Annotated in this window: 20 protein-coding genes; 7 read left to right on the top strand and 13 right to left on the bottom strand. The window is 57.5% G+C overall.

Translation table 11 applies throughout. The annotated features are described in order from the left end of the window. Positions 1 to 31: 31 nt before the first annotated feature. Positions 32 to 982, bottom strand: a complete 951-nt coding sequence (locus tag RS9916_RS00470) for a hypothetical protein (RefSeq protein ID WP_038022963.1) — start codon at positions 980 to 982, stop codon at positions 32 to 34. A gap of 88 nt (positions 983 to 1,070) precedes the next feature. Between RS9916_RS00470 and RS9916_RS00475 the strand changes: the two genes are divergently transcribed. From RS9916_RS00475 to RS9916_RS00485, 4 genes are all read left to right on the top strand, one after another. Next, positions 1,071 to 1,445 (top strand): DCC1-like thiol-disulfide oxidoreductase family protein, encoded by a 375-nt coding sequence (locus RS9916_RS00475; protein WP_038023916.1) that lies wholly within the window; start codon positions 1,071 to 1,073, stop codon positions 1,443 to 1,445. Between the two features lie 32 nt (positions 1,446 to 1,477). After that, on the top strand, positions 1,478 to 1,996 hold the full coding sequence (locus tag RS9916_RS00480) for a DUF3828 domain-containing protein (protein ID WP_007097161.1): 519 nt from the start codon (positions 1,478 to 1,480) through the stop codon (positions 1,994 to 1,996). A gap of 80 nt (positions 1,997 to 2,076) precedes the next feature. Further along, on the top strand, positions 2,077 to 2,250 hold the full coding sequence (locus RS9916_RS13665) for a Nif11 family protein (RefSeq protein WP_007097162.1): 174 nt from the start codon (positions 2,077 to 2,079) through the stop codon (positions 2,248 to 2,250). Between the two features lie 261 nt (positions 2,251 to 2,511). Then, positions 2,512 to 2,790, top strand: coding sequence for a hypothetical protein (locus tag RS9916_RS00485; RefSeq protein ID WP_007097164.1), 279 nt, complete (start codon positions 2,512 to 2,514; stop codon positions 2,788 to 2,790). Between the two features lie 55 nt (positions 2,791 to 2,845). Here the strand turns inward: RS9916_RS00485 and RS9916_RS00490 are convergent, their stop codons facing one another. From RS9916_RS00490 to RS9916_RS00515, 6 genes are all read right to left on the bottom strand, one after another. Further along, positions 2,846 to 3,187, bottom strand: coding sequence for a hypothetical protein (locus RS9916_RS00490; protein WP_232199482.1), 342 nt, complete (start codon positions 3,185 to 3,187; stop codon positions 2,846 to 2,848). 83 nt (positions 3,188 to 3,270) lie between these two features. Then, positions 3,271 to 3,828: a hypothetical protein gene (locus tag RS9916_RS00495; protein ID WP_007097166.1), complete on the bottom strand. Its 558-nt coding sequence runs from the start codon at positions 3,826 to 3,828 to the stop codon at positions 3,271 to 3,273. Continuing rightward, positions 3,828 to 4,598, bottom strand: a complete 771-nt coding sequence (locus tag RS9916_RS00500; protein WP_007097167.1) for a CsgG/HfaB family protein — start codon at positions 4,596 to 4,598, stop codon at positions 3,828 to 3,830. Before RS9916_RS00500 ends, RS9916_RS00495 begins: the two co-directional genes overlap by 1 nt. 106 nt (positions 4,599 to 4,704) lie before the next feature. Further along, the gene (locus RS9916_RS14180) at positions 4,705 to 4,872 is read right to left on the bottom strand and encodes a hypothetical protein (protein ID WP_156777432.1); all 168 of its coding nucleotides are present in this window, start codon (positions 4,870 to 4,872) and stop codon (positions 4,705 to 4,707) included. 71 nt (positions 4,873 to 4,943) lie between these two features. Beyond that, positions 4,944 to 5,129 carry a hypothetical protein gene (locus tag RS9916_RS00505; RefSeq protein WP_007097168.1) on the bottom strand — a complete coding sequence of 62 codons (186 nt, stop codon included), beginning with the start codon at positions 5,127 to 5,129 and terminating at the stop codon, positions 4,944 to 4,946. 737 nt (positions 5,130 to 5,866) lie between these two features. Beyond that, positions 5,867 to 6,184 (bottom strand): Nif11-like leader peptide family natural product precursor, encoded by a 318-nt coding sequence (locus RS9916_RS00515; RefSeq protein WP_007097170.1) that lies wholly within the window; start codon positions 6,182 to 6,184, stop codon positions 5,867 to 5,869. Positions 6,185 to 6,561: 377 nt separating this feature from the next. Between RS9916_RS00515 and RS9916_RS15000 the strand changes: the two genes are divergently transcribed. Further along, positions 6,562 to 6,717 (top strand): DUF3104 domain-containing protein, encoded by a 156-nt coding sequence (locus RS9916_RS15000; RefSeq protein ID WP_369791585.1) that lies wholly within the window; start codon positions 6,562 to 6,564, stop codon positions 6,715 to 6,717. Positions 6,718 to 7,181: 464 nt separating this feature from the next. Here the strand turns inward: RS9916_RS15000 and RS9916_RS14190 are convergent, their stop codons facing one another. The 5 genes from RS9916_RS14190 to RS9916_RS00535 all read right to left on the bottom strand — a co-directional run bounded on the left by RS9916_RS14190 (position 7,182) and on the right by RS9916_RS00535 (position 10,776). Continuing rightward, the gene (locus RS9916_RS14190; RefSeq protein ID WP_198003361.1) at positions 7,182 to 7,607 is read right to left on the bottom strand and encodes a hypothetical protein; all 426 of its coding nucleotides are present in this window, start codon (positions 7,605 to 7,607) and stop codon (positions 7,182 to 7,184) included. Positions 7,608 to 7,746: 139 nt separating this feature from the next. Then, positions 7,747 to 8,115 (bottom strand): hypothetical protein, encoded by a 369-nt coding sequence (locus tag RS9916_RS00525; RefSeq protein WP_007097174.1) that lies wholly within the window; start codon positions 8,113 to 8,115, stop codon positions 7,747 to 7,749. 76 nt (positions 8,116 to 8,191) lie between these two features. After that, positions 8,192 to 8,548 (bottom strand): DUF3172 domain-containing protein, encoded by a 357-nt coding sequence (locus RS9916_RS13435; protein ID WP_007097175.1) that lies wholly within the window; start codon positions 8,546 to 8,548, stop codon positions 8,192 to 8,194. 156 nt (positions 8,549 to 8,704) lie between these two features. Continuing rightward, positions 8,705 to 8,860: a hypothetical protein gene (locus RS9916_RS15005; protein ID WP_007097176.1), complete on the bottom strand. Its 156-nt coding sequence runs from the start codon at positions 8,858 to 8,860 to the stop codon at positions 8,705 to 8,707. 581 nt (positions 8,861 to 9,441) lie between these two features. Continuing rightward, positions 9,442 to 10,776 carry a cytochrome P450 gene (locus RS9916_RS00535; protein WP_007097178.1) on the bottom strand — a complete coding sequence of 445 codons (1,335 nt, stop codon included), beginning with the start codon at positions 10,774 to 10,776 and terminating at the stop codon, positions 9,442 to 9,444. Between the two features lie 101 nt (positions 10,777 to 10,877). Between RS9916_RS00535 and RS9916_RS00540 the strand changes: the two genes are divergently transcribed. Further along, on the top strand, positions 10,878 to 11,120 hold the full coding sequence (locus tag RS9916_RS00540; RefSeq protein WP_156777433.1) for a hypothetical protein: 243 nt from the start codon (positions 10,878 to 10,880) through the stop codon (positions 11,118 to 11,120). Between the two features lie 5 nt (positions 11,121 to 11,125). Then, positions 11,126 to 11,365: a hypothetical protein gene (locus RS9916_RS14200; RefSeq protein ID WP_232199484.1), complete on the top strand. Its 240-nt coding sequence runs from the start codon at positions 11,126 to 11,128 to the stop codon at positions 11,363 to 11,365. On the opposite strand, the gene RS9916_RS00545 is transcribed toward RS9916_RS14200, so the two are convergent. Then, positions 11,322 to 12,833 carry a hypothetical protein gene (locus RS9916_RS00545; RefSeq protein ID WP_007097181.1) on the bottom strand — a complete coding sequence of 504 codons (1,512 nt, stop codon included), beginning with the start codon at positions 12,831 to 12,833 and terminating at the stop codon, positions 11,322 to 11,324. The two genes, RS9916_RS14200 and RS9916_RS00545, sit on opposite strands and share 44 nt — an antisense overlap. Positions 12,834 to 12,919 lie beyond the last annotated feature (86 nt).

Here is a 12,919-nt window from a genome sequence, read left to right on the forward strand (position 1 = left end):
CGACTCTCATGTTGACGTCCAGCGGGCGTGTTTAGCGGTTCCCCACGCTTTGAAACGGCTGCTCGCTCCCCTGGGGTCTCCAGGCCACATCCCAGCCTGGGGTATCGATCACGATGGCCTGGGTTTCAGCGGTGATCGGGATGCGCAGGGGGCTGCTGCTTTCGAGCAGCAAAGCGCGCATGGCAACCGGCTTCAGCATCGAGACGCCACACGCGCGTCGTGGCGACCACAGTCCTCCGAGCAACGCACCGCTCAGTCGGTAATGGCGCACCTGGGCCGTGCTGGTGGGCTGTTCGTCAAGTTGTCCCTTTTGGGCAGGCACGGCAAAGCCTTTGGGGATGTCGATGCTGAACTGAACGTCGATGGCCGTCAGGGGGGAAGCGGTTCGTTTCAATCCGGCAACCCAGATGATCTGGCGGCTGTCCTCCGACCACAGCGGTAGCTGTTGCCACGTCGGTAAGGCGACGAGCCCGGTGGCTATGGAGCTCTGAAATGGTTGATCGCTACCTGTGGGTCGCCATTCCAGCAACCATCCTTTCGGCAGATCGATTCGCACGGTTTTGCCCTGCCAGGGAATGGTGGTGGGACTCCCGTTGTTCAGCGCAAGGCGCTCTCTTGTGATCGGGTAGTCCGGCTCACAGCCCATCACTGTGGTGATGATGTCACCACCAGGTTGGCCGTTGTCGCTCATCAGGCGCCAGACGCTCTGCCCGCCGCTGCCCAGGGGTTGCGGCTGCAGTTGACCCGTGATCTGCATGTCGTTGCAGTCCCGCTCCACCATGGTGCTGACACGCACTTCAATGCTGGATCGGACCTCGATCCGATGCCGTTGCTGTGGCGGTTGGTTTGGCGGTGTGGGGCTTGGCTGCGATTCAGCGCGCACTCCCATGACCGTTGAAATCAGGGGCAGCAGAGCCAGGCCGGTGGCGGCAATGACGCGCCGGGTGACAGACAACAGCATGATCTGCATCAGAGAGGTCATGGCTTGATCCTCACCGTCATGTAGAGGTTTGGGCTTGATTCCAGTCACGCTGGTGGGTGAGATTACGCAACGTGTTGGGCCTCCAGAGATGACACTCACACTCATCTACGACGGTGAATGTCCGTTCTGTCAGGCCTTCGCCTTGCGCAGTGAGCTGGCAGCGGGTGTTCCGGATTTGTCGATCGTGGATGGTCGTCAAGCACCAGAGTTGCGGCGCCAGCTTCTCGATCAGGGGCTGAGCCTCAGAAACGGCGCCATGCTCATTGATGGTGATCAGGTTTGGCATGGCAGCGCAGCCATTGCCGAACTCAGCAGCCGGATGCAGCCAAGTGATGCGCTGTTGAAGGTTCTGCACCGGATGTTCCGCCACCGTGGCCGCGCTGCTTTCTTTTATCCCGCGCTTCTGCTGGCAAGGCGTATCGCCTTGGCGCTGAAAGGATTGAGTCCCGATCCGGATTCCTGAATCAGACTGACTCTGCCATTTGCTGTGCTGTCGTGCTTGATCTTTTGGCGGCCACGCTTCTTGCCACGGGTGGGGCGTCTTCGGCGCAGGCTGATGGGTGCCCGCAAGGGGTGCTGGAGCAGCTCAATGGGTTGTATGCATGGCAAGTGGCTCGTCAGGATGCCCCTGGCCGTGGGGATCTGGTTGCGCAAAGGCCGCGGTTCACCGCTGCCCTCTTTGATCAGCTGAAACAAGCCTGGGATCTGGATCCACGCACCGATGGTGCGTATCTCGGTTTTGATGTGTTCAGCGGAACGCAGATGGCCACCTATGGCGCTCAAGTGCGTCGCTGTCAGACCCAGACCCCTGATCAGATCGCCGCAGAGGTGTCCGTTGCATGGGGTCGCGGTGGTCAGCCGGCACCCACACCCTCGCTCCTGGAGTACCGCATGGTGCGTGAGAACGGTCGTTGGCGGATCTCGGAGATCACCTATCGCTCCGCTGAAGAGCCCTACACCCTCTCCAGCAGTCTCGCCAACATCCTTCAAGCGGCATCGCGCTCCTCTCCCTAAGTGGAAGAAAATCAGAGGCCTGTTGTCAGGGTGTCATCGGGCTGTCTAGCGGTGCAGTAACCCATCGCGAGGTTTCACCCATGTCGATGAAGCAACTGGAGACGTTCCTGGCCAAAGCACACAGCAATGATTCGATCCGCAGCGAAGTGGAGGCCTGCGGACAAGACAACACCTGTGTTGCCAAGGTTGGCCTACGTCATGGCCACAAGTTCTCCCCCGCCAACCTCACCCGTTGGCAGCGGGAGCATCACTGATCCGGTTCGGGGGGAGTCGAACGCTCCCCCCAAATTTGTTCGAAGATCAAGAAATGGAACACGGGGCTGTTGGGCGTCCCAGAAGCGGAGATGCTCGGTGAATGGGAATCACTCACTGCCCTCTTTGCATCGGTCTGGCCGTGCTTTCAGCGGTTCGTTTCATGGCCAATGCCGTGATGCTGCTGCAACTCGAACGTCGCGGCGCGGAACAGTCCACCCATCCCGCCAGTTTGTTGGGAACGGTGTTCGAGCTCTGAGGTCATGAAGCAGCTGCCCGGTCGGCGGCGACCACGTTGGTTGCAACAGCTGGCGGGATTTGCCGCTGCAGTCATCGTCAGCATCTGGCTTGTGTCCTTGTTGCCGGTGCTGTTGGTGATTGGTTTGGTGGCTGCACTCCTGCTGCTTCCGGTCCTCCGGCAGCTGCGGCGGGAACTGGAACGCATCGACGCTCAGCAGTCTCCAGGATCCCGCCCGGCTTCGGACGAGCTTCGCAATGCCACTCCTTGGCAGCAGAAAGTGCGCAATTGGATGGGGTTTTGAGAGCGACTCAGGTCGGTGGCATCAGCAAACCCCATCTGAGCTAGGGCTGATCCGTTCAGGGATCGTTGGGGTCGACCAACGCCAGATAGGCCTCATCCCTGAAGCGCATCACGGCATCGTCATCGTGCTGATCGCCGCACTGGAAGAGCAAATGGATAATCCTTCCTCGATCGAGATCCCGTTCTGCCACGTCTTGCCAAAGGCGGGCTGTGAGCTGGCCGTCGGCTAGGTCGAACTGGGCATGCGCCAGATCACGCACCACCTTGAAGTAGCTCTGGCGGTCATTGCGCATCCGGCATTCGTGGCTCGATGCACCAGAAACAACCACCTGGGGGGCCAGATGGTCGCTGCTGTTGGCCTGGGTGAGTGGCGACACACCGGACGAATGGGGAGTCATGGCCACGCTGCAGATATCTTCACTGTTGTGACCCCTCGGATCGCTGACAACAGAGTATTCATGCTTATTCGCTCCACAAGGGGTCAGCGCACGATGATCAGCGGTCTGCCGAACCATAGGGGCCACCAGCGAGCTGCTCGGGCTTCCGCGGCGCGGCGCCGCTCGACGGCCATTCGGTAAGCATGTTCGCGTCGTTCACGCTCCTTTCGCTCGCGTTCGCCCTTGAGGCGGTCATAGCGATCTGCAGACCGTTGTTCTTCCAGTTCACGGTCGTAGGCGAGCAGCGCTCGCAGTTCTCGCAGCTGGCCGGTTCGGGCTTGCAGCACCGTTTCCACCTCGTCGACACCGCTGAGATGGCGGTGGCTCTCGAGGAACGCGTTGATCCGCATCACCGTCATCTCGCTGACGCGGTCGGCTTCTTCGAACATCAGAGCCCGATACAGCTCTTCAGCCCGATCGAGCTGGCGCAAAAAAGTCTCCAGTGCCTGGCGGCTGCTGGGTGAAGGCCCTGATCCACTGCCAGCTCCTCCGACGGCATCGTTGCCCGCCTGCACTCTGCCTGGCAACGCAGGGGTGAGCAGCAGAGGGGTTAGGAGCACAGCCGACAGCAGTCGTGCGGCGGGGCGGTGCAACGTCCCCATCAGAATTCGAGAACGTCTTTGGTGGCTTCGCGACGCCTCTGCTCTTTGCGGTCGTATTCAGCAATGCAGCTATTGCGCAGATAGAGCACGCAGTTGAGGTATTCGCTCACCTCGATCATGGCCGCACGCACGGCCTTGGATGCGGGCACCTTGTTGGACGATGACTGGGAATCGCTAAAGGAGAGGCCATACAAACCCCCAGAGGTTGACTTGGACTCAGATTTTGAGGTGGCCTTGCCTTCAATGGTGCGGCTGTAGGCAATTTCCCCTGTGGTGGTATCAACCACACGCACATCGAGGGCGACGTAAGCCTTGCTTTCGCTCGATGATTTGCGCTGCCCGAAGCCCATGATGTTGAAGCCTCCACCACCGCTTTTGGTCTCCGTGCCTTGCTGGTAATCGCTGACAGCTCCCAGCACGTAATACTTCGCCCCCGTCACCATGCCTCTTTTGGGAGCGGTGCTCTGGCGTGTGATGCCGAGTTCGGCAAGCTCCTGTTCATCGAGCACTTTCTTGAGGCCAGCGCGTTCGACAAGTGTGAAGTTGCCGGTTGCTTTGAGTTCATTCGACAGCATGTCGGTGAGTTGCTTCGACACGCGCGGACTCCACCACCACACGCCACTGGCGTTGTTGGTGATCTCCTTCACCGCCACGGTCACGGGCTGACGTGGAGCAACGCCACGAACCTGGGCCTGAACAGTCCCGGGAAGGCCCAGGGCCAGGGGCATGATTCCTGCGAGGACCAGACCAGACAGGGGGGAGCGAGACATGGGCCGTGCTGCGAACAAAACCTGCCCTACCCCTAGATGCGATTGTCTCGTCTGTGTACTCAGATGATTGATTCAGTAACGCTTTCGAGCCTTGTGATCAAGCGGTTCAGGCGGCTTTTCCGTGCTGATGTAGCGGTGTGACGCGGCAGGAGGGTGAGCGCAGGCCACCACTGAGCTCAGCAGCTTCCCGAAGGATGCGCTGCGCTTCTGCCCGCGACAAGCAGTGGTAGGCAGTGGCTTCAAGGTTGACTAGGCGCTTATGGGCTCCGTCCATCACAGGTAAAATTTAGGTTAAAGGGATATTAAAGGACGTTTCTCGATTTGGCGAATGTCCATGCGTTTGGCTTAACGCTGCTGCCAGATCCGTTCCAGTCGCTCGCGCATGGCTTGGGTGGATGACCTGCTTGGCTGAGGTGGGCTGTTCAGGCTGCCGCGCATCGCTCGGGCAAGTCGCGCAAATTTGAACGCTGCTGCCAAGGCGCACACCCCCCAGGCCAGCAGGATCCAGCGCAGATCGTGCGAATGGGTCAAGATCTCTGGTTGCGGCTGAAAATTGTTGCCAACACTGGGCGCGTGTCCTGACTTTTGTCCTAACGCGTATCCTGAAAACCTGAGATGCCCAGGCGGAACGCGCTTCTCAAGTATTTAAAGGCGGATGGGCGGGGACGACTGACGTATTGATGCCAGATCCCCACAAAACACTGCCCTTTTCTGGACACAAGGGGGAAATTCCCCTTATCCAAGCCGGAGGTTGCGAGTATTGCAGGGCAGTTGCTGCTTGATGTTTGGGATGGTGTGGAGAATCAGCGCCTCGCTACCCGTGAATTCACTGATTGCTTGGTGGCATTGATGTTCAAGTCCAGGAACCACGGAGTTTCAGGGGTCTCAACTGCTGACTCCGCCGTGTTGGCAAAGCTGACGCTGGATTCACTATCTAATAAGCCGATACTGCAGATCTCATGCGATCGGAGAGGTATGGCTGGGATGCCTTCCCGTATGTCGGCAGGGATGGAGAAGCTCCAGCAGATGGACGTCAGTCCGCCTAACTTACAGGAGATCTTTCTACTCCTTTCGAAGCTTTTCGTAGTCTGGGGCTAGATGCTAAGCCCCTTTTGATCAATGCGTTCCTGCGCTAAGGGAAGGATCTGATGTGTGGTTAATCACCAATCTTGAGTTAGGAGAGCAGCAGAATAAATGCCCTTTGAGTGCTGGTATTCTGCTGCTTAAGATCTAAGGTGTATTGGGTCTTGTATTTGAACTAAAATGCTTTAGTTCATGACCATATGTGAGACGACTACGCAGGCGCCAAAGACCCTTCCGTCAAATTCAATTCGTCCTCCGGAAACTGCCTCTAGCTCGGATTCGGAAATTTCTGATCGAGATTTCTGTATTTCTTCTGCCGAGATGTTGAAGCCTAGCTCGCGAGCGATGGAAATCACCGTTTCGGCGTCTTCTGCTTTGCTTAATTTTTCGATAGTCGATTTGTCGGACTTGGCCTTTTCCAGGAAGGCTTTGAGCTGTTCGGATGACATTAGATTGATTGTTGGTGTACTTTTGCTTTCTAGCAGCAGGTGTTTTGTTGTCATCTGCCTTGTTGAAAATTTTGTCAAGAAGTGCGGTGCGATTGGTGGTGGCGACATTGAGCTTGTCCATAGGCCTGTTTCCCCTAGTCGCGCAACAGTCAATGGCCGTGGAAGGTCACCTGCTCGTCACCCTCTCTGTGGATGCACGGACCTGCTCGCAAGTATGAGCAGGTCTACTTGCCGTTTGCTTGGCGGCCCGACCTAGAGCCAAGTGTGAGCAGCCGTACTAATGGGTGAGCGGCACAGCTCTGGTGTTACTGGCCCCATTGACAACCCTTCTTCTCCTGATCTTCTTGAGCTTCCGTCCTGGTCAGCACGTCATCGCGCAGAATATTCAGCCCACAGGGAAGACCGGAGCCCTCGGCTGGTAGGTGGGATAGGTGATCTTCTGCGAGGGGGGAGTCAGGGAGCCGAGGGTGAACAGCCTGTTCCAGATTGCTGAGGTTGACCGCGGAGAGATCAGGCAAGTCATGTGCTCTGCGGGATTGACTTATTGGCGGCTTGCGCGGTGGGAATTCTCTGTCCAATCCTGTTAGGGCAGAGATGACTTCTTTCCTCCAGACCTATTGAAAAAAACTCGCGTGCATAAGTTGCTTAACGATCAGAGCAGATCGTGCGAATGGCTCAAGATCTCTCGCTCATGCTGAACTGCATTGCCACCACTGGGCGCTTGTCCTGTGGCATCTCCTCTAAACCTCTGAATGCCTAGCCTAAAAAAGCATCTCATTGATTAAAAGCCTGCTGGAGGCGATGGCTTGCATCTCTGTCGCCACTCGCGACGAAACGGTGCCCGATCTGAAAGCAAGGGGGCATCAACGCCTTGCCACCTAAGCGCTCAGCGAATGCCTGCCTTTCGTCATGGCTGGTGCTGACGGATGGCGGTACAGGTCTCTCAATGGATGGGTGAGCTGAGTGATGGCTGAAACGAGCTCGTCAATTCACTGCATGCTTGCTTGACCTGGCCGATCAGGGTTGGGTTGTTTATCGCTCCGGTTAATCGTTAGTACTTGAATGTTTTTTGCGTGGTGTAGGCACCATTACTCTCTTTCAGTCCACTTTCCATGGCGGCATTCTTCCGGCCTTCAATGGTGTTTGTTGCTTTGTTGTTGATGCAGTAGCGAGACTTGACCAGTTCCTTGCCTTGCATTTGTTTAGAGAATCGCCGTGTTAGTGAGGGTCGGACGAAGTCACAGCTTCCTTGTCCGACTTCTCGGCCATAAATGGTCCAGGCTTCTTCGTCTGTTAATGATTGGTGGATATTGCCTGACTGTTGCCAGGCAATGCAGGCCTCCTCTGCTTTCTCTAATGAGGGATAGGTATTGGCGCTCACTGCATTGCCGATGATTGGCATTAAAACGCCAAGACAGACAAGGGCACTGAACGCTTTGCTCTTCGGCGATTTCCAGTTCGGCATGCTGACCTGCAAGGCCTAATCTCATTTGGTAGCAGCTTAATGATTCTGTCTGGGTTTGTCTGGTTTGGTTTGAGCTGATATCTCTAAATCTTGTTGCCCTGTTGTGCATCGAGGCAACTGAGGCGGACTCGTCGGAGGTGCGTTGACTTTATTAGAGGCCGACGTAGGTGCCGTAGTCTTTGTAGGTTCCATTCCAGATGATGACGTTGCCATTGGATGGGTTCTTGAGGCTGAAAGATCGACCTGTGTCAAAGTCGAGGTAGCGCCAGGATCCGCCGAGTTTGTCGGTGAGGTAAGAGTTGTACATCCGCTCTCCATAATAGGTTTGTTTCTTTCCGTCAATCCAGCTGATTGTCAAATACTTTCTTCCTCTGCTGCTGATCTTGCAGGGAATGATTTGATAGTTGAATGAGCATTGTTTGTACTCGCCGCCAGCCTCTGCCTTGAGGGCCTCAGTGCCGAAGAAGGCTGCAGTGGCCGTTGTTAAAGCTAAGGCTAGAGCCTTCGAGATGAGTCGCATTTTGTTGGTGTCTCAACTCTTTCTCTCAGAATAGGTAAAGCCTCTTTGGGCTGCAAGGATGTTGCTTGTTGCGGTTTTAGAATTTGTTGTCGATGTGGTCAACGCAGGAAGTTGTTTTTATGCCGTCCTTGTCGAGGGCATAGGCAAACGTGTTGCTAGGTTTGCTGCAATGGCTTTCCTGGGCTGGTGTGATGTGATGACCTCTGCGCAACTCTGCCCAGTGTTTGCGTCGAATGACGCAGCCACGTTGGGCTTCGGGCTTGGCCACGAACGTGCTGGCGGGCATCGTTGTGACGAAAACCTTGCTTGTTGTGATCACTGCTTCGGCGCCAAACTGTTGGCAGAATTGATCTTGTGCAGACGCAGAGTTGATGGCTGGGGGCGCAATGGCGAGTAGTCCACCCCAAATTAATCCTGTTGAGAGGTGGCGCATTGCTTGAAACTCTGATTGAGTCGCTCCTCAGTTTAAAAGAACGTGTCTTGCCGTACTAAGCGTTATCGAAGAAAAAGCCCCCATGCCGGAGCAAAGGGGGCGGGACTCTTTACTGGTGCAAGCTAATCGGGTCTCGGTCGCCATCGTGGATGCGACTCATTGTGGATGCGCTTTGTCGATGGATTTGGCCGCAGTCGCGATGTCGCCACCGATCAGGGCGCATGCCACCAGTGGGATGAGCTCCATGCCCATGGTCCAAGTGAAGAAGTCGCTCAGGTACAGGGCTGTGATCGTCAGGAAGCCCCACAGCATGGGTGCGGTGAGGGCAAGATGGCGCCAGCTGTTTCGCCTTTGTGTATGAGTCGCAAAAGCGAGTGAGCTGATATGAAAAAATTGGTTTGTAAAAGACAGGCAGAGGCTCGATTGCTGGGGTGGGGATGCCAAAGACGTTGAAAACAATCAGTAATAAGTAAAGGCCAATTGCTGCAAATGCGATCACTGTTGCATCCCGCAGGGCGATGAAGAGTGCTCGTCTGAGTGCAGTTTTCAAGCGCTCGGCGGCGTTTGTTCACCCTAGGTCGCTCCATGCGAGGTGAGGCGAGTGATGAGCGCGTTATTGCGCATTCTTGTCCATGTGTTCAAACAGACAGTCAGTGGAGCAAAGCGTGCCTAGGCTTGCAATAGTCGTTGCTGGCTTTGATGCGCGAAAGAATTCTGGATGAGCTAATTGAGATTGAGACATGGGATTGGTGGAAGCAGCAAGTGTTTCAGCTGCGTTCCAGTAAAGAGTATGCCGAAGCTGAGGCTTTGTTCCTGGAGTTCAAGATCACGACCAGCACTTAATTCGGGTGCATCGATTACATTGTTGTTCGTGTGATTGATGGGTAATATTGCTAGTCAGTCTTCAGTGATGGGTGTCGTTCGTGGTCGGCCGTTGCGCGGACACGGAGACCGTCTCGTGGTGTGGGGCTTGGGATTAATTGCAGGGAAACATCCTGATCGGGGGTTAACTCCAAATCAACTTGTTGCAGCAGCCCCACCACCATCAAGCGAATTTCCAGTTCCGCGAGGGCTTTGCCAAGGCAAACCCGCTCGCCTCCTCCAAAGGGCATCAAGGTGGGTCCGCCGTTTCCCGGTTCGAGATGTCGACTGGGCCGGAATGCGTCCAGGTCACCGGCACCATGCCGATTGGAGGCCGCAAGGGCCACCTGAATCACACTCCCTGCTGGAACTTCGACCCCCGCCAAGGTGACAGCCCCTGTGGTGCGTCGAAAAAAGCCCCCGACAGGGGGTGTCATGCGCATCACTTCCTGGACCACCGCATTCAGGCGTGGGGCGCGCTGGCTGTCGTAGGCCATCGCTGCCTCGGCGTCATGCGGCGGCCAGGCCAAGGCATTGGTTTCTTCCCGTAGCCATTGGTCGACTGTTGGCTGAAGCAGCAGTTCACGCATCAAACAGCTGAGGGATGACGCGGTGGTTTCGTAGCCGGCAAACAGCAGCAGCAGCAATTGCTCCACCAGGTCGTCATCGCTGAGCGGAAGACCAGCTTCATCCAAGCCACCGGTCATCAGGTCCAATCCGCCGCGGCTCCCGTCGGCTTTGGCTAGCACCTCTTTGAGGCGAATCAGCAAGCGCTCTCGTGCTGCTAGGGCCTTCGCAAAGGCTGTGCCGGGGATGGCCAGTGGCACGGAAAACAAGGCTCGGGTCCAGATCTCAAAATCTCCAAACAGGGCATCGCGATCGTTGTCGTCGAGGCCCAGCACGGTGGAGGCAATCACACTGAATGCGAAGCGACGCATCCGCTCGGCCAGAGGGATTGGGGTGTGGGTGCTGTTCAGCAGGTCCTGCGCTAATGCATTCACCTGCTCCACAATCCGTGGGCTGTAGCGCTGCAGGGCAGCGCTGGAAAATAGTTGTCCGACCACCCGTCGTCGGGCTTTGTGGGCCGCACCATTGCGGTTGGCGAGGGAGCGGCTGCCCAAGAGGCGACGCACGCTTTCGGGCCACCAGCCCTCGACGGCCTCGGCTTGTCCCAGCAGGTCGCTGATGGCGGCATCACCGCGGATGAACACCAGCCGCTGGCCAATCAGTTTGGTCTCGAACACATCGCCAAGGCGCTCGAAACGTTGTTGGGCGAAGTCGGCGTTTCGGAAAAAAGCAATGGCCTCGCCCACTCCGGTGATGGCTCCGGTGGTCGGCAGTGGGCGGGCGCTTGGTGAACGGGTCATCCCATCAGTGTGCGGGATTTGGAAATGATTCCGTCGTTCTGGATTCTGCTGCTGTCCTGATCTCACCCCGGAGTCATGGTGAGACCAGCGGCGTGGTGCTGATGAAGACCGTGCTGAATCTCGGGAAGCTCAGGCAAACACCGGTGCTTTGTGGACTGATGTCGGTGCTTACGGCCACGGCCCTCGGCTGTGGTGCGGCAGTGGGGTCTGTTCTTCTGGTGGAGACCGTCTGGAGTGATCCGTCCGCGGCAGCGGAGCCGACGGTGCTTGTTGCATTGTTGGCTGCGTCCGCGGTGCGAGAGAAATCTGTCCGGGTGCACTCACGTGGGGAGGTCGAGGGATGACTGACATGAAGTCGTTTCGAGGGCGCTATTCGCCCGGTTGTGGAGGACGCATCAGCCCCCGCACCCTGGCGGCCGATCTTGAGGGTGAGCTGCTGGAGCAGATTGCCTTTGAGGGGTATGCCCCGCCACTGCGTTCAACGTCAACGCAGGCCTGGGCCAGGCCGCCTCGCCCATCCGAAGCGCAGGGTCCACGACGTGTTCTCAGTCGTCTGTTGAAGCGTTTGCGTCGCTGGTGGGCGCACTAGCGACCACGGTCTCTAGAAGGTTGGCTCCGCGTCGGTGAATCTCCCGGGCGTAGTCCGTCCAGGTGCCTTGTCCCCAATAGCGGAAACAACTGGTCTCCAGCAGCAGCAGGTGCAGCAAGCAGTCGCGGTAGTGCGCGTTGGCGGTGAGGGATGGATCGGCTTGCACCGCGGCATCAAAGCGGGCATGAAACGCAGCGCTGAGCTGATGCATCGGCGTCAGCACGTTGCTGTAGCCCTCTACCCAGCTCAGGTTGTTGGTCCAGGAGGCTCCATCCATGGAAAACCCTGGATCCATCTCTTTTAGTTGGGTGATGGCGTTCTCCACTGAGGCTGGATCGAGGGCCCCTTCGATCGCGTCCCACAGGCGTTGTTGTTGCACCGCTTGGATCGGCGGGTAGTGCTCCGGATCGAAGCCCTCTGCTTCCAGCAGTTCGAGGTACTCCGTGCCATTGATCGCCTGGGTTTTGTCCGCGCGGATCCGCTCGTGGGCCTGGATGAAGGCGGCAGGAAATTCATTCATCATCACGCCACCGTTTTCACCGTCGGCGATCTGGCTGACCAGGGCCGGCACCTGGCGTCCCGCCAGCACGTGCTGTTCCAGCCCCAGGGCTTCGTAGCAGGGTTGCATTTGACCCACCAACTTGGTGTCGGAGCCCTGAGTCTTGATCAAGGCTGTGATGCTGATCTCTCGGCCGTTGGAGTCGCGGGCGATCAGTCGGTTGGGCACCAGGGTCTGCTCCCGTGGCAGGGCATCTCCCTCCAGGGTTTCAACGCTGTGTTCCTGCACCAGCAGCCAGCGGTAGCCGCATTGCTTCAGTGCACTGATCAGCGCGTAGAGGGTGTCTGGGTGGTTCGGAAGGTGCATCTCCGGTAGCGAGAAACCCCTCACCCGCTGAAGAGCGGCATCACCGGCCAGAGCTGCGAACTGGTGCTGCCAGGCCTGAATCTGCAGGATCAGGTCTGGAATCGGTGTGGAGGGCGCGACTGCATGACCCCAGAACGTGCCCAACCATTCCACGTGGCGTTGCATCTCGGGGTCACAGGCCAAGAACCGCAGCGCCTCGGTGATGTCGCTGCGTCCCATTTGTTCCATGCCCCAGAGCAGGGTGCCCGAGTAATCGAGCGTGATCCGCGGGCTGCAGCCGGCATCGATCAGCTGGGGGATGAGCTCCGCCATGCGCCGGTAGCAGTGGGCGAATGGCTCGGCATTGTGGTTATCGCCCTGGTCGGGATGCTCCAGCATGAACTGGAGATGGGAAATCAAAGCTCCGTCTGTCCCGGCAGGGATGCTGGGCTGATGCATGTGCAAAGCACAGCTGAAGCAAGAGCGGAGGGCGTGGAGTTGTCGGTCTGTTGCCGACAACCAAATCGGATCGTCTCCCTGCATGAGCGCCTGCAACCTGCGCTCCTTGCCACTGATCTGAGCAGAAACGCGGTGATGGCTGCTTGAGCTGAGCACGTCAGCCATGCACGGTGGTGGGTCGCGGTGTTCTGTCGACACTCTGTGGGATCAGGTCGGTTGTCAATCCAATGGCTTGGAAATGGGTGTTCTGG

Source organism: Synechococcus sp. RS9916, from assembly GCF_000153825.1.
Lineage (GTDB): Bacteria > Cyanobacteriota > Cyanobacteriia > PCC-6307 > Cyanobiaceae > Synechococcus_C.

Bases quoted from the DNA above. Each gene is read 5' to 3' on its own strand.
- RS9916_RS00470 (WP_038022963.1), bottom strand. From the start codon at position 982: ATGACCTCTCTGATGCAGATCATGCTGTTGTCTGTCACCCGGCGCGTC.
- RS9916_RS00475 (WP_038023916.1), top strand. From the start codon at position 1,071: ATGACACTCACACTCATCTACGACGGTGAATGTCCGTTCTGTCAGGCC.
- RS9916_RS13665 (WP_007097162.1), top strand. From the start codon at position 2,077: ATGTCGATGAAGCAACTGGAGACGTTCCTGGCCAAAGCACACAGCAAT.
- RS9916_RS00485 (WP_007097164.1), top strand. From the start codon at position 2,512: ATGAAGCAGCTGCCCGGTCGGCGGCGACCACGTTGGTTGCAACAGCTG.
- RS9916_RS00490 (WP_232199482.1), bottom strand. From the start codon at position 3,187: ATGACTCCCCATTCGTCCGGTGTGTCGCCACTCACCCAGGCCAACAGC.
- RS9916_RS00495 (WP_007097166.1), bottom strand. From the start codon at position 3,828: ATGGGGACGTTGCACCGCCCCGCCGCACGACTGCTGTCGGCTGTGCTC.
- RS9916_RS00500 (WP_007097167.1), bottom strand. From the start codon at position 4,598: ATGTCTCGCTCCCCCCTGTCTGGTCTGGTCCTCGCAGGAATCATGCCC.
- RS9916_RS14180 (WP_156777432.1), bottom strand. From the start codon at position 4,872: ATGGACGGAGCCCATAAGCGCCTAGTCAACCTTGAAGCCACTGCCTAC.
- RS9916_RS00515 (WP_007097170.1), bottom strand. From the start codon at position 6,184: ATGACAACAAAACACCTGCTGCTAGAAAGCAAAAGTACACCAACAATC.
- RS9916_RS00525 (WP_007097174.1), bottom strand. From the start codon at position 8,115: ATGCGACTCATCTCGAAGGCTCTAGCCTTAGCTTTAACAACGGCCACT.
- RS9916_RS13435 (WP_007097175.1), bottom strand. From the start codon at position 8,548: ATGCGCCACCTCTCAACAGGATTAATTTGGGGTGGACTACTCGCCATT.
- RS9916_RS15005 (WP_007097176.1), bottom strand. From the start codon at position 8,860: ATGCTGTGGGGCTTCCTGACGATCACAGCCCTGTACCTGAGCGACTTC.
- RS9916_RS00535 (WP_007097178.1), bottom strand. From the start codon at position 10,776: ATGACCCGTTCACCAAGCGCCCGCCCACTGCCGACCACCGGAGCCATC.
- RS9916_RS00540 (WP_156777433.1), top strand. From the start codon at position 10,878: ATGAAGACCGTGCTGAATCTCGGGAAGCTCAGGCAAACACCGGTGCTT.
- RS9916_RS14200 (WP_232199484.1), top strand. From the start codon at position 11,126: ATGAAGTCGTTTCGAGGGCGCTATTCGCCCGGTTGTGGAGGACGCATC.
- RS9916_RS00545 (WP_007097181.1), bottom strand. From the start codon at position 12,833: ATGGCTGACGTGCTCAGCTCAAGCAGCCATCACCGCGTTTCTGCTCAG.